The following is a 17,351-nucleotide window of genomic DNA, read 5'->3' as shown; positions in this document are numbered from 1 at the left end:
GCATGCTACTGCTAACCACTGCACTATTTCTCATATTACCGTACTCCTCATTGCGCTCACTGCTGCTAAGACTGGACATAAAGATAAAATCCGCTTCATCAAAAAGTTTCTCCCTTCCCTCTAATTTTGTGACCGCCTATTGCTTTTTAGCCTAAATCGAAAAGTTCTTATTTTATTATCCTTAAGTAAATGCGGCAAAATACCCCATGACCGTCAGAAAGATACCGAAGACTGCAGATGTGGGTACAAATAAAAGAACCAATAATAGCATCGTGTTTTCATGACATGTCCGTGTCAATTTGGCTAGCGCGTTCGGGAAAATGATCAACCCCGCACCTTTAATGAGCCCTCCCCAGCCAAAAATTGTAATGATTACAGGCCAGTCAGCCACCCATACATTGTGAAACAGCACTATAAGAAAACCAAACAGAAGCGCAAGTATTCCGCCAAGATAAAGCAAAGCAGAGTTTTTGCGAAAATCCTTTATAATCTTCTGATAGCTTTCAAGGTTGAAGAGAATCCCTGTAGCGATAATAATACAGTACGGACCAAGAATTTTAGCGAGAAATACCGAATTTTCCATGTGAACCTCTTTTTATATTGTTATTTTCAGAAAGGTTATGTCTTAATATTTAGAGTTTTTAAAATATCCTTAATGCTTCCAGTGTATTCTATTTTCCCATTTGCCATTAAAACTCCCGATGTCGCGATTTCACTTGCGAAGGGTACATCATGAGTAACAATAACGAATGTTGTTTCCTCTTTTAAATCTACGAGCCATTTTCCAAATTCACCTGTTGTGTTTACATCAAGAGCAGAGGTAGGTTCATCAAGTAGCAGGTAAGATGGTTTTAGTATTAATGCGCGCGCAATAGCAACACGTTGAGCCTGTCCTCCGCTTATTTGTGACGGATAACTGTTTTTTAGTTCATTAATTCCTAATTTTTTAAGTGTTTTTACAGCTTCTTTTTTTGCTTTTTCTCTATCCTGTTTTAGTACCTTCATAGGCGCTAATATCATATTCTCCAGAACAGTAAGATGAGGAAAAAGATAAAGCTGTTGAAAAACAATGCCGATTTTTTCTCTCAATACTCTTTCTTCTATGTTATATATGTTTTTGCCATTGATTAGTATGCTGCCTGTATCAGGTTTTAGAAATTTACCTATGCAGTTTAACATAGTTGTTTTTCCTGAACCGCTTGACCCCATTATTGCAAAAATATGTGTTTTTTGAATTTCTGTATTAATGTTTTTCAGAGCAGTAGTTCCGTTAGGATATGTATAAGTTAAATTTTTAATCTTAAGCATGGGTAAATCCTCTTTCTTTAATATTCTTTTCTAATTTGTTAGCCATTTTCATTAAGGGGAATGTAAAAACAAAAAACATAGCCCCAACAATAAAGTAATATTTTATCGGGTTATAAGTTACGCTGATTATTGATTGAGTTTCCCTAATAACTTCCCCTACGGATATCATAGCAATTAAGGCTGTGTCTTTCATTAAGGCCACTACTGAATTTACAAGAGGGGGAAGAGACACTCTAAAGGATTGAGGCCAAATTACATATCTAAAGACCTGCAGTTTTGTCAACCCAAGCGCTTTTCCTGCAAGATTCTGACCATGGTCAACAGCCATAAGCCCGGATCTTATCACTTCAGACATATAGGCAGATGAATTGATTGTCAAAGTTATTATTGCTGCTTGAATGGGAGCAAGAGTTATTCCTATCTGTGGAGCGCCAAAATAGACAAAAAAGAGCTGTATAAGAAGTGGTGTTCCTCTTATAATATCATTAGACGATCTTAAGATATGGTATAAGAAAGTTTTTTTGCTGTTAAGAATAATGCCTGAGGGGACTGACAGAATAAACCCGAACAAGATAGAAATAAACGCAACGAACAGTGTAATAGCAAAACCCTGCGCGAGTTTTTTTATAATTACCTCTGTTCTCATGTCTCTTTCGGCTTTTGGATCGCTAACTGAAGCACTTCCAAACCATTTCTTGTGGAGTTTTGCAGAAGTTCCATCTTCTTTCATTCTCTTTAATGCCTTATTTATATTGGTCAGTAATTCAGTGTTATTAATAGTTACAGGAATAGCCATTTTCTCCTCATATAAGAGTTGGCCAGCTGGGATAAAAGGCATATGCCCTTTTTTAATCTGATATAAGCCGACAAGCCTATCTGTTAAAAATCCGTCCAGTCTGTTATTGTGCATATCCATAAAAATATCTACTGTGCTTTTGTAAGTAACAATTTTTATACTCGGATGGTTTTTCCTTAGGTAGTGTTCATAAGTTTCACCTAATCCAACACCGACCTTTTTCCCGTAAAGATCGGTTATTTTCTTTATTTTCTCTCTATTCCTTTTGTGTATGAACAGTTGAGCGCCGGATATGTAGTAAGGGATAGAAAAGTTTACTTTCTTCGCACGCTCAGGTGTTATTGCCATTGAACCTATTATTGCATCGTATTTTTTGAACAGCAGCCCTGCTACTATAGAATCCCATTCCGTGGGAATAATAACAAGTTTTCGATTTAAATGTTTTGATATTTTTTTTGCTGTGTCAACATCAAAACCTACTAACTTTCCTTCATCCGAATAGAAATTAAAAGGAGGATATTTACCTGTTAAAGCTATAGTAAATGTTTCTTTCTCTTTTGCAAATAAGTCAATATTAATAATAATTAGAAATGCTAAAACAAATATCATTAAAAATTGTTTTTTGCGAAGAAATCCTAATCGGAACTTCAATCTTCCCATTTATTTATCTCCTTATACAACATGCTTATGAAAAGTTTTTCTCATAAAGCATAAAATGGCTTTCAGACTTGTAATAATCTTTTACAGCGATATTATTATCAACGATTAGAGTGCTTCCCTCTTTTTCGCTAATGTTTTTATATCCAGCTTTTTCGAACAGTTTCATGGAAGGTATGTTTTTCGGATCTATTGTAAGTTCAATTCGATCACAACCCATTTTCGCCAATTCCACTTCAACTGATTCCAGAAGTTTCCTTCCTATCCCTTTGCCATGCATTTTAGGCGTTACACCTATTTGCCATAAGAAATATGTTTTATTGTGAGTTTGTGAAATAAAGCTCATTACAAATCCAATTATGCTGTCATTATATTCAGCAACGAAGCAGCTGTTTCCAAAATATCTTAGGATTATTTTATAAAAATGTTCTGAATAATTTTCTAACGGCTTGCAATTGGAAACAAATTGATAAACTTTAAGAAATTCACTTTCATTCGCTCTGCGTATAGTTATAGCTTCTTTCATAATCTGTTTTCACGAAAAGCAATTTTAGACTTAATCATTTCCTCAGTGCCAATATCAAACCTATAGTGAAAACTGCCATTAACTAATGAGACTGCTTTCTCTACCTTTTTATTCGCTTTAGAAACAGTATCAGCTTTTGCAATAAGAGCAATACCTCTCTCCGAACCAGTATTCAATTTCCTGTTGTCGTTAACTCCACAACTATAATAGATATTAACATCATCTTTTTTTATATCCGATTCTTTAAAAGCAATATCCAACACCTCATTTAATTTCTCAGGATAATTATTAGGAACTATGTATTTACATACTGACGCTTTGTTCTCAAGTCTGAGTTTTCTCTCTTTACCTCTCAGTAAATCTTTAATTATGTCTAATACATTATCCTTCAGTACTATCAAAGTATTCATCCACTCAGGATCTCCAGGACGAAAATTGTATTCTATAAGTTTTATCCCTTTTCCTGTAATCATAAACTGCCCGTATAAAAAACCGCGGCATATCTGCCCTGTTTCAGATTGAAAAGCTTTCACGGTTTTTCTTATGATATCAATTCCAGAATCATAATCTTCCTGCTTCATAAAAGGCAATATATGCCCTGTATCAGAGTAAGAGCCCATACTTGCGGTATTCAATCCTCTGTCACCTGGTAATTTTTTTTTAAAATCCTGCACAGCAGGAGTGGAGATTATGCAAGTGCCATTAACCAAACATTGCAAGGTAAATTCTTCGCCTTCAAGCTTTTCCTCTATCAAAACTTTTGAGTTATCATTTAGGACGCGTGTTATATAGTTTATAATCTCGCTTTTGTTTTTTAATTGGTCTCTGGAAACCTTCACCCCTAATCCCTCGGTAAGAGAAACTGGTTTAACAGCGACGTTCCATTGAAGATCTTTCGCATATTGAATAGCTGGTTTAATTTCGCTAAATACATTAAATTCAGGTAGCACATCAATCCTATATTTACGCATAAGTTTTCTTGCAAACTCTTTATCTGATTCTAATTTTGCAGCTGTGCTATTCGGCCCAAATACAGGTATTTTTTCTGCTTCCAAAACATCAACAATACCAAGAGAAAGCGGGGCTGCTGTTGTTATAATTACTAGATCTGCTTTAACTGTTTTAGCATATTTCGCAATATTTTCTATCTTATACAAACTGCCTATTTTATAACTATCAACCAATGATATTATGCCCGGATTTTTCGTGTCTAGATATGAAAATACTTTTATTTTTTTATTGCTTTTTATGTTTTCAATAGTAATTTGCTCCTTTGCCCAGCTCCCAACTATGAGAACATTTTTTATTTTATTTAGAGAGGTATAATCTATCATCAGTATTCTTTTGGTTTTTTATTTCTTCTTTTAGCTCTGTCACTATGTTCCGGAGTGAGAGCAATTGTCTTGTCAAAGTCAGATAAAAGTTTCCCAACCCCTGTAGCCCTGATTTCCTCTGCTGAGTCAAGTTTTAACTGCAACTTACAATCAGCGCAATTTCTATCGCAAAAAATAGGCTCATAAGAGTCGGGTTCTTTATAAGTAGAAATTACGCCTTCATAATTTCTTAAAACAATTTTATTGGTTGACCATGAGATTATATAATTCGGTATAACAGGAATTTTCCCAGCGCCACCCGGTGTATCAATAACATAAGTAGGAATAGCGAAACCGCTTGTGTGCCCTATTAAACCTTCAATAATTTCTATGCCTTTTCCGACTGGAGTTCTAAAATGGCTTAAGCCTTCTGTTAAATCACATTGATATAAATAATACGGTCTCACTCTACTTTGAACAAGGTCGTGTGATAATTTTTTAATTATCCGCGGACAGTCATTGACTCCTGCCAATAACACACTCTGGTTGCCTAATGGAATTCCTGCATCGGCCAACTTTCTTAACGATTCTTTTGCAGAAGCTGTTATTTCCCTAGGATGATTGAAATGTGTATTGATCCATAACGGATGATGCTTTCTCAATATTTTAATTAAATCGTCAGTTATGCGATAAGGCAAAACAGCAGGCATCCTTGTTCCTATTCTTATTACCTCAACATGCTGAATTTTTTGCAGTTCGGTCAGTATCCAGTCAAGATAGTCATCTGACAACATAAAAGGGTCGCCTCCAGAAAGCAGAACATCTCTGACAACAGAGGTATTTTTTATATAGTTAATACCTTTCATTACTTCTTTCTTTGATGGAATACAATCCACATCGCCAACTTTCCTTTTTCTTGTGCAATGCCTGCAGTACATAGAACATATATTGCTTATTATAAATAAAACCCTATCCGGATATCTATGTGTTATACCAACAACTGGACTATCTTTATCTTCATGCAAGGGGTCACTCATATCATATTTTTCTAAAATTAGTTCACGAGGGTCAGGAAACGACTGCCTAAAAACAGGATCATTCAGATAATCATCCTTATTAATGAGAGATAGATAATATGGCGTTATAGAAATTGGGAATTTATCAATTGTTTTTTTAAGTTCAGACTTTTCCTTTTTGCTGAATTTGATGTCGGTTAGTTTTTCAAATGTCTCAATATCTTTAATTGAATGTTTTAACTGCCATTTATAATCTCTCCAATTTGAAAAAACTGGTTCTTGGTCGGTAGAAATAATATTAACTATGTTTTTTTGTTGTTTATTATCAAATTCCATTATTTTCTAACTTTTTAAATTTTCTTCTGATTGAATGACAGAAGGTTCAACATCTACCATCTTATCTTCGGCTCCGAAGATAGAAGAATCTATTAATACTTCTGATACCATCATTGACAATAATTTTAACAAGCTTTTATTGATTTCTATTTTTTCTTCTTTTTTTATAGCAGACAAAGCATTTACCAATTTCTTTTGGATAGAAAGCGGAGCGTTTTTTAGAGTGTCTTTCCCCTTCTCTGTTAATTCAATAAGTATCACTCTTCTATCAGTGGAATTCCTTGCTCTTGTGACCAATTCTTTGCTTTCAAGTTGATCTATAACACCAGTAATCATACTTGGAGACAAGGAAACCTTTTTACTTAACTGGCTAAGTGAAATTGAGCCTAGCTCTCCAAGAACTAATAAACAGGATAGTTGTGAAGAATTTATTTTATGTTCCATTTTTAATTTTGCAGAATAAATATCTACGGTTTTAATTATTTTTCTTAAAGTACTGAAGATTTCAAATTCTATACTATTGCTACTATCCATTTTCCAATTCCCTTTCTATGATTTTTACGCTTTTTTTGACAATCAATGCTTTACATATAAATATTATATATGTAAAATGTTTGTATGTCAAAATTTTCTTTTTTTAGAAGCATAGAAGGACTTATCTTCCTGATTGGTTGTTGTCTTCTTGCAATTGAACTAATTCTTTTTGCTCTATTTGGACACTATATTCCTGAGTTAAAAGAGAATTTATTTTCAGTAATTGCTGCTTACTTTCTTGGTGGAAGAGGTGTGAGTATATCTCTGGGCTTAAATCTTGGATTATCTAAATTTTTAGTTATTTCAATTTTAGTTTTTTCTAATCTCACATTTCTTTTTGTTCTTTATCCCCCAATTATTTATTTTTACGAACATTTAATAGAAATGAAATTTATAGGGAAAATCATCGGTTCAGTTAAACATAAAGCTGAAAAGTATCAGCCTAAAATAGAAAAATGGGGCTCTCTGGGATTAGCCTTTTTTGTGTGGGCTCCTCTTTTCTCAAGTGGAGCATTGGTAGGAGCAATTATCGGAACTTTGATTGGTATGCGTACAATTACTGTAATTTGCGTGGTAACATCTGCGATGATTGCTAGTGTCATATCATGGACATTTGCTTTTGATTATCTATTTGAGTTCGCTACAGGAGCAGGGAAACTTATCCCCTCGATATTTGTTGGTTTAATTTTAGGAATAGCAATCTTCTACAGACTGCGGCATCTTTATAGTCTGGCCAGGCAAAAAATAAAACTAAAAAAGAGCACCCCTTCAAACAATAAAGAAAAGCATGATAATAGAGATTAAAGGGAAAATCCGAAGATTCTTTTTGATAAAGTTCCGTCCAGAATATGTCAAAAAGCAATTGGAGATCCGTCAAGGAGAATGTTTCCAATGTGGTAAATGCTGTGTTTTCCTTTATCGATGTCCATTCCTAAGGGGTTCTGGAAAGAAGATTTGTTGTCAGATTTATCATTCCTTTCGTCCGCAACAGTGTAAAGTATTCCCCATTGATGAAAGAGATCTTCAGGAGATTGGTGGAGCTTGTGGATATTTATTTCCTAAAGAGCGAAAGCCATTTTAAGTTATCTGCTTCAAATTCAAAATGGATATATCCAACGCTATTACAAAATGTAAATAAAAATGTCAAGCCTGTTGGAAATGTCCTATTTTGTTAAGATTAGTAGTAGTAACTTTTTCTTTTTGATCAAACTTTTTTATATAAAGTTAGCTTTATTCTATATATTTATGTCAATAAGGTGCCTTATGTGAAGTTATTGACATTAAAAATTCGAGTTCTCATTAAACTCCAGCACTACCGTGATTGCATTCTACTCCTAATGAATTACAATTCGCATATTTTTTCTATTAAAATTAGTTATAAATTTCGAGAACTATTTTTTGGGGGGATATTCCAGAAAGTGTATATAACATCTTTTTATCAGCTAATTCTGTGCGGGAGAGGTATGTTAATGCCCATGTCCCTTCCCGACCCCCAGGGGCGTGAATTTTCCTTCCTATAAGTAAGTAGTCATATTGCTTTCCTATTACCCGCTAAAAATACTTGGCAAGATGTCTTTTTATTTATATAATTCCTGAGAAGATTAAAAATACTTCTAGCATATATAATATCTAACTTATAGGAGATAAATAGTGGAAAACTACAGTAAGAAAGTGATGGAGCATTTCAGAAACCCACGAAACGTAGGTGAAATAAAAAATCCGGATGGTATTGGGCACGTAGGGAATCCTGTTTGTGGGGATATTATGGAAATGTATATTAAGGTGAAAAATAATATTATTGTAGATGCTAAATTTAAGACCTTTGGATGTGGTGCAGCTATAGCTACAAGCAGCATGGTTACTGAATTAGTTAAAGGGAAAACCATAGATGAAGCACTTAAGATATCAAATCGAGCAGTAGCAGAAGCATTGGGTGGACTTCCACATATAAAAATGCATTGTTCGGTTTTGGCAGAGGAGGCACTCAAATCAGCAATTAATGACTATCTGGTAAAAGCTAAAACCGCCTAGGATTCAGATGAGATGTGTCATTAATTAATGATATTATCTGTGTGTTGTCTGTATTCTCAATAATATTTAATGCAGCATTATCCTGCTTTATCTTCCAGAACGCAGTCTCTAACGCATTTGGAGAAAGTATTTTACTCAATATTATCCTTATTGGTCCTCCATGCGTTACAATAACAACATTATTCTCCTTTGCACTATTTAATATTTCATTAAATGCTGTCTCAACTCTTCTTTTTAGTTCTAATATCGATTCCCCTTGAGGCATTGTGAAACCCATTATATTATTCTGCCACTCAGAAAATTCATGTGGACAACTCATCCGGATTTCTTGAAAACTTAGGCCTTCCCAATTTCCAAAGTTGATTTCCCTCAGGTCTTCTTTCAATTCAATACTTATTCTGTGAGGTTTTGCTATTATTTCTGCAGTTTTAAATGCTCTTTTTAAACTACTGCTGTAAATTCTGTAAATGTTTTCCTTTTCTAATCTTTTACTTGCCAATCCAGCCTGGATTATGCCCTCTTTATTTAACTCCACATCAGTAATACCAAAATATTTTAGTGCGCTGTTGCCAGAAGTTTGGCCATGTCTAATAATGAATATTTTTCCCACTCATTGACTCCTTACTCTCCTTTAATCTCTCAACATATTCATAGGGTATTCTTACACTCCCCATTAGAACCTGATCTTTTGCCTCTCCATGACAGTCAGAACCGCCTGTAACCAATAGTCCATACTCTTTTGCCATTTTTTCGTAATGCTCAGCACTTTCCTTAGACTGATGATTATAGAACACCTCTATACCGCATAATCCTTTTTTTATGAGGTCTATTATAATATCGTCCCTGTGCAGTATCATTGGATGTGCAATTATAGAGATACCTCCAATACGATTTATTAATGAAATAGTCTCATCTGAGCTCAATTTATACCTTGAAACATAACACGCTTTTTTATCTCCTATATGCTTGTTAAAGGCTTCTGCAACATATTCTACGTATCCCTTCTTTTTCATAACTTGTGCAAGATGAAGTCTTCCTATTATCTCTCCTTTTGCCAGTTCTAAAACCTCTTCAAATTTTATATTCATTTCAAATTGGGCTAATTTGGATATCATTTTCTTCATTCGGCTAATTCTTTGTACAGACAGGGTTTTAAGTGTATCTTGCAGAGTTTTATTTTCCCAATCTATAAACAGTCCCAGAATATGTAACTCTACTCCTTTCTCGTCTGTAGCCAATTCTACTCCGGGAATAACTTCAACATTCATATCCTTGCCAGCCTTGATTGCTTCAGAAATGCCTTGAACAGTATCATGATCTGTTATTGCTATTGCGTGTATGCCTCTTTTGGCTGCTTCCCTCACTACCCTTCTCGGCGAAAAAGTTCCATCTGAAGCAGTAGTGTGAATGTGCAAATCAGCGCATTTGTTCTTCATATTTCTCTATGCTTTCCTTACCTGAGAGGACACCTATTTCCAAATGATATTCTCTTTTCTCTCCGGGCTTCATAAACTGGAGTGTTTTAGCTTCTCTCTCTTTTGCTCTGCCTCCCACCATGCAATTTGCAGGCTCTATGCCTACCACATATGTTCCTTCGCCATTCATTTTCCACTCAATAAATCGCGGAAGCTCTTTCTTGAGATATCTAATGTAGAAACCGAATCCTTCTCCATTATCATATGTTTTATTTACAAGCGCTGCTGTTACAAATCCATCCTTATCCTCAGCCATATCAAGATAATATACTCGTTCCTTGAACCCATGTATTGGTCTACTGAACTGATTATATTTTTCCTGTTCTATCTTTGCTTCATCGTCCCTCGGAGAGACACTATTTACTTGAGCAATTAAACTTGAGCCTTCATCAACTGCTGGGTAGCCTCCGTTAATGTGGTACAGTATCATATGAGGGACATCCTCAAATCCTAAATTCTCTACTACATCGTAAACAAACAGCCTGCTTTCACCCAGTCTTGCTGTGATTTCTCTGGTTAAACAGATATTTTCGCCAAAAACCTTAGCCTGGATAATTTTCCCTTTTATCTTCATGATATAATCATCATCTTTCCATTCGGACTGAATGGAAACATCAGTAGCTGGTATGTTTGATATCCTTCCATGCAGTCCCAGTTTTTCTTCATTATCTATACATGGCATACCTGCCTGAGTCAGTCCGCATGTGAGGAGCAATCCTCCATAAAAGCTTCTTAACCATTCAAGTTCTTCTGGCTCATAATAACTTGGCGCCACATCACCTGTCTGCGATCTCCAGCACAAGGACTTACCATTATACTGCGCAAAAGAGATATCCATACCCCTGGATGGAAGAACCGTAAAAGAAAAACCCGAACCTGTTTTAACATCAGCGGCTTCAACACCCTTTCCTCTTCCCTCTAAAAGCGTATATCTTTTTATGCCAGCAACTTGCGAAATGCTTCCAACTTTTTTTAGCAATGTTTCCTTACCTATCCTTTTACCGTATAAGATAGCCATTTTTACCCCCTATGATTTTATTAGTTACCTTTTCTTCAGGAACTTTCTCATGTCTGGATCGTATAAAATTGTTATTCCTGATAATATCCTTCCAAATATTGGCTTAATGTCCGCAGTTGAGCATATATCATATGACGTGTTCTTATCAAAGAACTTAAAAAATCCTGGATCCAATGAGAATCTTTTCTGGTTGGACAAAAAATGCAATACATCTCCGAATAACAGCCATCTGCACTTTATACCTGTCTTATATTCAAAAACTCCTTCTGTATCTCCCTTACATGCTATCTCATATAAAAGATATGGGAAATTAACACCAGAAGAAATTGCAAGTTGTAAGGATCCCCAGAATCTCGGATTAATTTCCATTAATTTGGGGATATCATCCCGCTTGTCAATTCTGAATTCAACCATAGCTACACCATACCACAAAAGTGATTTCATAAGTTCTAGCGCTAAATTCTCTATGTCATATCTTCTTATTCCTTTGCGCAAGGTGCTTGGCCCACCTTTTACAGGATATTCTCGTAATCTTTTATGAGTGAATATTGCACGCAGTTGACTTCTCCTGTTAAACAGCAAAGAAACTCCGAATGCTCCTCCATCAGGTATGTACTCCTGAATTATAGGATAAGGAAACTTGCTGTGTATTTGAAGATAATTAGTCATGAGGTTTTCTTTTGAATCAACCTTCCTGATGCCAAAAGATCCTGAACTGATTTGAGGCTTTATTATTACTGGATATGGCAGGCTATTTGATATCTGTTCAACTTCTTTAATGTTCTCTATAAAATATGTTTTTGGACATGGAATCCCAATAGACTGAGCATGCTTTATAACTCTTGCCTTATTTCTGGCAAGATTGAGCATCGCATAATTCAGAATAGGTAAATTTGTATATTTTTCTATTTTCTCCTTATGCTGAGAGAGAACAAGCATTGTTGTTTCTTCCATTGGAAGGATAGCCTTGTATTTGAACCTGGTTAATTCTGCAATAATTGCAGTTATAAATTCATCAGGATTTCTTTTAGGAGATGGATAAACAAGTCTTCTTGCACAATATTTCGAGAATAAAGAAGTGGCAAATATGCTAGTTTCCCCAACAGTTACTGCTATACCTTTCTCTCCAAGCGCCCTGGTTGCAGCAAGTGTCTTTCTCCAGTGACCGTCTGTAATTAATACTCTGTCCATAATTGATTTGGCAAATAGATATGGGAGCGAATTTGCTATTCTATATTCTTAAAACCTGCAGTTATATCGGCTATTTCTGCAAATTTATCTTTAACCTTGTCTGTGCTTTGCCCCATTCTGTATGTATCCTTATCAAGCCGAGCTTCTGGATTAAGTTCTCCCAATACATTGTCTTGATTAAGATTAGGGTTTTTGTGTGCGTAGGGCCACAGCCGAAATGAGCCTCCTGAAATCTCATCTATGAGATATACTTCTCCATCAATAATACCATATTCTAGCTTAATATCTATTAATTGAACATCAAAATGTGCGAAAGTTGCCTCAAGATATCCGAAAGCCTGTTCATTAATTTTTTTCATCGCAGCGTATTCAAAACCACTCTTTGCCTTTATGATGTAGGCAATATAGGCATTATCCAGCATAGGATCATGTAACGGATCATCCTTATAGTGAAATTGTGTAATTACAGGATCGTATCTCTGTCCCTCAATAGTATTGCTCCATTTCAGAATAGAGCCTGAAGCAACTCTTCTTGACACAACTTCAAGGTTAATCTTTCTGTCAAGTTTTCTTACAAGCGCGACTTTTTCTTCAGGACTTGAGATATAATGAGTCCTAACTCCTTTCCTATTAAGAAGTTCAAATGTATCTCTATTAGTTTTCCAGTCAATCAGAGCCTTGCCCGAAATCACATCATGTTTTACCCCATCACCTGCTGTAATATCATCCTTGAAGACCATATAAACTGTTTTCTCATCCCCAGCATTTCTATAAATTATCTTTGTCTTCCCTTCTGCTGTTTTGTCCATGGATTCAAAATTTATTGACATAACCTTTCTCCTTATGATTTATCACTTCTGTTTTTCATATACCATTTAAATATTTGTTTTGCAATAGGCGCAGCTACTCTTCCCCCTTCTCCACCATGTTCGACAACTACTACGAGAGCAATCTGTGGATTTTTTGCAGGAGCAAAAGCAACAAACATAGCGTGATCTCTGAATTTATACGGAATATCTCTGTATTTAGTAATATGTTTCATTTTTACTACCTGCACTGTGCTTGTTTTTCCTGCAATTTCCAGCCCCTTAACCTGTGCAAATTTACCGGTTCCCTTATCACTTACAACCTCGCAAAGAGCCTTTTTAATCTCTTTTATTATCTTCCTGCTGAACGGCAGCTTGCCTATCTGCTCAGGCTGTGTCTGCAAAAGGATTCTGGGTTTGTACATGGTTCCCCCATTTGCTACTGCGCTAATTAAATTCACCAGTTGAAGCGGAGTTACTAAAAGATAGGACTGTCCTATTGATAAGAGCGCTGTATCTCCAGAATACCAAGCCCTTTTTTTTCTCCAGCTTTTATCTGGTATAAGCCCAGCTTTTTCTCCGGAAAGCTTTATGCCTGTAAGTTTGCCAAATCCGCATTTATCCGCAAAATCTGCAATCCTATTAACCCCCAATAACAGTCCTAGTCTATAGAAATAAACATCACATGAATCTTTTATAGCATTATACATATTCATATATCCATGGCCTGCTCTGTTCCAGCAATAGAATATCCCTTCCCCGATTTTCAAGTGTCCTTTACACTCCAGTTCTTGAGGGCAAGTTACAACATGATGTTTCAAGCCTGCAGCAGCTATAAGTATCTTAAATATTGAACCGGGAGCATATAAAGCAGAAATAGCTCTATTAAGTAAAGGCGCATCCTTTTTGGCTAAAACGTCTAAATCTGTTTGCAGAACAGGTGTATTGAAAATCTCAGGGTCATAAGAAGGACTGCTTGCCATTGCGAGTATATCTCCATTTTGAGGATTCATAACAATTATTGCACCTGCCTTGTCCTCTAATAATTTGCTTACAAATTCCTGCATATGCTTATCAATTGTAAGAATAACATCGCTGCCTCTTTCCGGTTTTTTCTCCATAAGTACTGCTACTTGTTCTCCTCTGGAATTAACCTCAATCTGTTTTGCTCCGTCAGATCCCTTCAGTAAATTATCAAAGGCTTCCTCAACTCCTCCTTCTCCCTTAAATTCGTTGTATTGAAATATATGATACCGTGTCTTTTCAATCTCCCCTTTTCTAACTTGTTTAACATGTCCTGTTATATGTGCTGCATTTTCCCCTAATATATATTTTCTCCGAGGCTCTATCTGAATAAATATCCCTGGAAGAAGAGAACTTCTCTCTTCAATCAATACTACTTTCTCCAAACTAATATTTGATGCAAGTTCGATACCAGAGTACTCCTTAGAGTTTAAATCGTAGAGTTTCCTCATTATAAAAGTTTGTTCTAAGCCAAGAATCTCGGAGAGTAATTTAACTGTTGAGCCTATGTCTTTTATTTCATTTGGGACTGCTAACACATTAAAAGAACTGACATTTTTAACAAGGAGATTTTCATCTCTATCGTATATACAACCTCTCGGAGCGTTAAGATGAACTAGGCGTATCCTGTTGGATTTTGCTCTATTCCTGAACTGGTTCCCTCTTATGAGCTGCAAATACCATAGGCGAAAGATAATGACCAAAAAACATGCCAGTAATATCCAAGCAACCTTCTTTATTCTTTTCTTTATATTCGCAGTCTCTTTTTTATCATGTAACATGTTTTATAGATTTTATCTCCCAATATGAAGACGTAATCGAAGAATCTGAAAAGAATAAGGCTGACTATTACGTTGCATAGAATAATAACCACTGTATTTCTTGCCAAGTATAACAATGTATTCATATTTTGATTTAGTAAGACGGATGTTGAATATAACACTACCCTATCCGCAAGACTAACTATTGCTATTATTAAAATTTTTACAAATTTCTCATTAACAAATAATCTTCTTGATAAGAATTGGGTAACGAATGCATCAACTTGTTTACAAATAAGCTGTATCCCAAAAATAGTGCCTGAAAATCCATCTGCAAAAATACCGCCAATTAATGCAACTGCTAATCCCTTATATATCTTTTTATCTAAATTGGCGTAAACGACTAGAATTAACAATAAATCCGGTTTTGCGCCAAAAATCTTCAGTTTGTCAAAAACCGATGTTTGGAAAATGATTAAAAATAGGCTCAGAAATAGCCAGATAAGGAATTTCATTATTTGTCTTTAATTACTGCAACCTTGTCAAGTGTTCGAATATTTACACAAGGAAGAACGTATACAACCTGAAAAATATCATGCAGGTTTTTATCTATTCTGAAGACTCTGCCAACTTTTATTCCTTCAGGATATATCCCTCCTCCTTCAGAAGTATATACACTGTTTCCTACTTCTATATTTTCTTCTACAGATATATATTTTATAATGCAGTAATCGCCTTTACCTTGCATGACTCCTCTTACGGAATTTTTACCAACAGATACACCTGCTTTGCAATTTGGATTTAGAATAGTTATAACCCTGGTTGAGTATGCTCCTACGTCCTGTGTTATTCCTACAATGCCCTGTGCTGTCATAACTGGCATATTCTTCTCAATATTATCCTTTTTCCCTTTGTCAATTATTACTGAATCATACAAACCTGTTATATCTCCTGCAATAATCTCTGCAAAAATAATCTGATAATTATATTTATTCTTGATCTCTAAAAGTTCTCTTAATTTCTTATTCTCCCTACGTAAAGATCTCAACAAGCTTATCTCTATTGATAAGCTTTCAATCTCCTTTTCTAGGGCATCCTCCCTAGAACACATTTCCCTTACAGAGAGAATAGCTTTTTTAAGATTCACACCAGATTTGTATGCAGAGCTCGTTAATTTCTGAAATGGATATAAGAGATTTAAAAATACTGATCTTACATTATCTTGTGAATAATTATGACTGATGGTGAGTATAATAGTGCAGACGCTTAAAATAATAACAGGAACTAGAACACGCTTCATTACGTCCTGTATTCAGAACGTATCAAAGCATCCTTATAAAAATCCAACTCTTCCAGTACCTTGCCAGCACCTCTCACCACAGCAGTTATAGGATCTTCTGCTATATTGGTAGGAAGACCCGTTTCTTTAATGAGTAATTTATCCAGTCCCTTAAGAAGCGCCCCTCCTCCTGCTAATATTATTCCTCTGTCAACCAGATCTGCTGATAACTCAGGTGGCGTTTTGTCAAGAGTTGCTTTAACAGCCTCAACAATTGCAGACACAGGCTCACTCAGGGCTTCTCTTATCTCCTCAGATGACACTGATACAGTCTTTGGTAATCCTGCAACCAAATCTCTTCCTTTAACCTGCATTTTTTCCTCTTTGTCTGCTGGAAATGCTGAGCCTATTTTTATTTTTATATCCTCTGCCGTACGTTCACCAATAAGAACATTGTACGCTTTTTTGATATGCTCTATAATACCTACATCCATTTCATCGCCGGCGACACGGATTGTTCGTCCGTAAACACTGCCGACAAGAGATATAACGGCAATCTCTGTAGTTCCGCCTCCTACATCTACAATCATACTTGCAGCCGGATCCTGAACAGGGAGTCCAGCGCCTACTGCTGCTGCCATTGGTTCTTCAATCAAATAAACCTCCTTTGCCCCCGCATGAATAGCTGAATCCTCCACAGCCCTCCTTTCTACGGCTGTTATACCTGATGGAATAGCAACAATTACTCTTGGACTTATAAACATTCTTCTATTATGGATTTTTGTTATAAAATGTCTTAGCATTATCTCCACTACCTCAAAATCCGCAATGACTCCATCCTTTAGAGGCCTTATTGCAGAAATATCTCCAGGCGTTCTTCCGAGCATTTTCTTTGCATCATTCCCAACAGCCAGCACCTTGCTTGTATTTCCTCTTATAGCAACAACCGATGGTTCAGAAAGAACAATGCCTTTGCCCTTTGCATATATAAGAGTAGTAGACGTTCCAAGATCTATTGCTATGTCATTTGAAAACAAATTAAAAATGGACTGAAAAATTGTATTCATCCTTTCCTCCATATTGTTTTTAATAGTCTAAAAATATCATACAAAACAGACTAGGTCAAGGCAAAGTATGCCCTTTGTCAAGCCAAAATAGAAATGTCCTATTCTTACCAAAGTAGAAATGTCCTATTTTGTTAAGATTAGTAGTAGTAATTTTTTCTTTTTGATCAAACTTTTTCTTTTTGTTAATTCTGTGCATAATGTGGATAACTCCTTG

General features: G+C 35.6%; 18 protein-coding genes. 2 read left to right on the top strand and 16 right to left on the bottom strand.

The genetic code is table 11. From position 1 onward, the window contains the following. Positions 1-181: 181 nt before the first annotated feature. Genes Q7J67_07130 through Q7J67_07100 form a run of 7 tightly spaced genes read right to left on the bottom strand, consistent with a single transcriptional unit; the run spans position 182 to position 6,486 of the window. A complete protein-coding gene (locus Q7J67_07130) occupies positions 182-583 on the bottom strand; it encodes a hypothetical protein (protein MDO9465052.1) in 402 nt (133 codons plus the stop codon). A gap of 35 nt (positions 584-618) precedes the next feature. Next, positions 619-1,308, bottom strand: a complete 690-nt coding sequence (locus tag Q7J67_07125; protein ID MDO9465051.1) for an ATP-binding cassette domain-containing protein — start codon at positions 1,306-1,308, stop codon at positions 619-621. After that, positions 1,301-2,764, bottom strand: a complete 1,464-nt coding sequence (locus Q7J67_07120) for an ABC transporter substrate-binding protein/permease (GenBank protein ID MDO9465050.1) — start codon at positions 2,762-2,764, stop codon at positions 1,301-1,303. The genes Q7J67_07125 and Q7J67_07120 overlap by 8 nt, the downstream gene beginning before the upstream one ends. A gap of 25 nt (positions 2,765-2,789) precedes the next feature. After that, a complete protein-coding gene (locus tag Q7J67_07115; GenBank protein ID MDO9465049.1) occupies positions 2,790-3,287 on the bottom strand; it encodes a GNAT family N-acetyltransferase in 498 nt (165 codons plus the stop codon). Continuing rightward, positions 3,284-4,621: a phosphoribosylamine--glycine ligase gene (purD, locus tag Q7J67_07110; GenBank protein MDO9465048.1), complete on the bottom strand. Its 1,338-nt coding sequence runs from the start codon at positions 4,619-4,621 to the stop codon at positions 3,284-3,286. The genes Q7J67_07115 and purD overlap by 4 nt, the downstream gene beginning before the upstream one ends. Then, positions 4,621-5,952 (bottom strand): lysine 2,3-aminomutase, encoded by a 1,332-nt coding sequence (gene ablA / locus Q7J67_07105; GenBank protein MDO9465047.1) that lies wholly within the window; start codon positions 5,950-5,952, stop codon positions 4,621-4,623. The genes purD and ablA overlap by 1 nt, the downstream gene beginning before the upstream one ends. A 6-nt stretch (positions 5,953-5,958) precedes the next feature. Further along, positions 5,959-6,486 (bottom strand): MarR family transcriptional regulator, encoded by a 528-nt coding sequence (locus tag Q7J67_07100; GenBank protein ID MDO9465046.1) that lies wholly within the window; start codon positions 6,484-6,486, stop codon positions 5,959-5,961. An 84-nt stretch (positions 6,487-6,570) separates the two neighbouring features. Between Q7J67_07100 and Q7J67_07095 the strand changes: the two genes are divergently transcribed. After that, entirely contained in the window at positions 6,571-7,290 is a 720-nt protein-coding gene (locus tag Q7J67_07095) for a small multi-drug export protein (protein ID MDO9465045.1), read from the top strand. Positions 7,291-8,136: 846 nt separating this feature from the next. Beyond that, positions 8,137-8,517, top strand: a complete 381-nt coding sequence (gene nifU / locus Q7J67_07090; GenBank protein ID MDO9465044.1) for a Fe-S cluster assembly scaffold protein NifU — start codon at positions 8,137-8,139, stop codon at positions 8,515-8,517. On the opposite strand, the gene cobC is transcribed toward nifU, so the two are convergent. From cobC to Q7J67_07045, 9 genes are read right to left on the bottom strand one after another with little or no spacing between them, the layout of a single operon-like run. After that, a complete protein-coding gene (gene cobC / locus Q7J67_07085) occupies positions 8,504-9,127 on the bottom strand; it encodes an alpha-ribazole phosphatase (protein ID MDO9465043.1) in 624 nt (207 codons plus the stop codon). The two genes, nifU and cobC, sit on opposite strands and share 14 nt — an antisense overlap. Next, positions 9,105-9,953 (bottom strand): PHP domain-containing protein, encoded by an 849-nt coding sequence (locus Q7J67_07080; protein MDO9465042.1) that lies wholly within the window; start codon positions 9,951-9,953, stop codon positions 9,105-9,107. The genes cobC and Q7J67_07080 overlap by 23 nt, the downstream gene beginning before the upstream one ends. Continuing rightward, complete coding sequence (locus tag Q7J67_07075; protein MDO9465041.1) at positions 9,934-11,010, bottom strand: aldose 1-epimerase family protein; 1,077 nt, start codon at positions 11,008-11,010, stop codon at positions 9,934-9,936. The genes Q7J67_07080 and Q7J67_07075 overlap by 20 nt, the downstream gene beginning before the upstream one ends. 24 nt (positions 11,011-11,034) lie before the next feature. Further along, a complete protein-coding gene (locus Q7J67_07070; protein MDO9465040.1) occupies positions 11,035-12,201 on the bottom strand; it encodes an ATP-grasp domain-containing protein in 1,167 nt (388 codons plus the stop codon). Positions 12,202-12,236: 35 nt separating this feature from the next. Beyond that, positions 12,237-13,031, bottom strand: coding sequence for a phosphoribosylaminoimidazolesuccinocarboxamide synthase (locus Q7J67_07065; protein MDO9465039.1), 795 nt, complete (start codon positions 13,029-13,031; stop codon positions 12,237-12,239). An 11-nt stretch (positions 13,032-13,042) separates the two neighbouring features. Next, the gene (gene mrdA, locus Q7J67_07060; protein MDO9465038.1) at positions 13,043-14,812 is read right to left on the bottom strand and encodes a penicillin-binding protein 2; all 1,770 of its coding nucleotides are present in this window, start codon (positions 14,810-14,812) and stop codon (positions 13,043-13,045) included. Next, complete coding sequence (mreD, locus tag Q7J67_07055; GenBank protein ID MDO9465037.1) at positions 14,779-15,306, bottom strand: rod shape-determining protein MreD; 528 nt, start codon at positions 15,304-15,306, stop codon at positions 14,779-14,781. The genes mrdA and mreD overlap by 34 nt, the downstream gene beginning before the upstream one ends. Beyond that, the gene (mreC, locus tag Q7J67_07050) at positions 15,306-16,091 is read right to left on the bottom strand and encodes a rod shape-determining protein MreC (protein MDO9465036.1); all 786 of its coding nucleotides are present in this window, start codon (positions 16,089-16,091) and stop codon (positions 15,306-15,308) included. Before mreC ends, mreD begins: the two co-directional genes overlap by 1 nt. Further along, the gene (locus Q7J67_07045) at positions 16,091-17,137 is read right to left on the bottom strand and encodes a rod shape-determining protein (protein MDO9465035.1); all 1,047 of its coding nucleotides are present in this window, start codon (positions 17,135-17,137) and stop codon (positions 16,091-16,093) included. Before Q7J67_07045 ends, mreC begins: the two co-directional genes overlap by 1 nt. Between the last annotated feature and the right edge of the window lie 214 nt (positions 17,138-17,351).

The sequence above is a fragment of the bacterium genome (assembly GCA_030652805.1).
In the GTDB taxonomy this organism is placed as follows: domain Bacteria; phylum JAHJDO01; class JAHJDO01; order JAHJDO01; family JAHJDO01; genus JAHJDO01.
Note: the sequence above shows the minus strand (reverse complement) of the source record. Positions and strands in the feature narration are given on the sequence as shown.

Coding starts and splice junctions, on each gene's coding strand:
- mreC (MDO9465036.1), bottom strand. CDS start 16,091: ATGAAGCGTGTTCTAGTTCCTGTTATTATTTTAAGCGTCTGCACTATT.
- ablA (MDO9465047.1), bottom strand. CDS start 5,952: ATGGAATTTGATAATAAACAACAAAAAAACATAGTTAATATTATTTCT.
- Q7J67_07045 (MDO9465035.1), bottom strand. CDS start 17,137: ATGAATACAATTTTTCAGTCCATTTTTAATTTGTTTTCAAATGACATA.
- Q7J67_07075 (MDO9465041.1), bottom strand. CDS start 11,010: ATGGCTATCTTATACGGTAAAAGGATAGGTAAGGAAACATTGCTAAAA.
- mreD (MDO9465037.1), bottom strand. CDS start 15,306: ATGAAATTCCTTATCTGGCTATTTCTGAGCCTATTTTTAATCATTTTC.
- Q7J67_07120 (MDO9465050.1), bottom strand. CDS start 2,764: ATGGGAAGATTGAAGTTCCGATTAGGATTTCTTCGCAAAAAACAATTT.
- Q7J67_07070 (MDO9465040.1), bottom strand. CDS start 12,201: ATGGACAGAGTATTAATTACAGACGGTCACTGGAGAAAGACACTTGCT.
- Q7J67_07080 (MDO9465042.1), bottom strand. CDS start 9,953: ATGAAGAACAAATGCGCTGATTTGCACATTCACACTACTGCTTCAGAT.
- Q7J67_07100 (MDO9465046.1), bottom strand. CDS start 6,486: ATGGATAGTAGCAATAGTATAGAATTTGAAATCTTCAGTACTTTAAGA.
- Q7J67_07065 (MDO9465039.1), bottom strand. CDS start 13,031: ATGTCAATAAATTTTGAATCCATGGACAAAACAGCAGAAGGGAAGACA.
- Q7J67_07095 (MDO9465045.1), top strand. CDS start 6,571: ATGTCAAAATTTTCTTTTTTTAGAAGCATAGAAGGACTTATCTTCCTG.
- Q7J67_07115 (MDO9465049.1), bottom strand. CDS start 3,287: ATGAAAGAAGCTATAACTATACGCAGAGCGAATGAAAGTGAATTTCTT.
- purD (MDO9465048.1), bottom strand. CDS start 4,621: ATGATAGATTATACCTCTCTAAATAAAATAAAAAATGTTCTCATAGTT.
- Q7J67_07125 (MDO9465051.1), bottom strand. CDS start 1,308: ATGCTTAAGATTAAAAATTTAACTTATACATATCCTAACGGAACTACT.
- Q7J67_07130 (MDO9465052.1), bottom strand. CDS start 583: ATGGAAAATTCGGTATTTCTCGCTAAAATTCTTGGTCCGTACTGTATT.
- mrdA (MDO9465038.1), bottom strand. CDS start 14,812: ATGTTACATGATAAAAAAGAGACTGCGAATATAAAGAAAAGAATAAAG.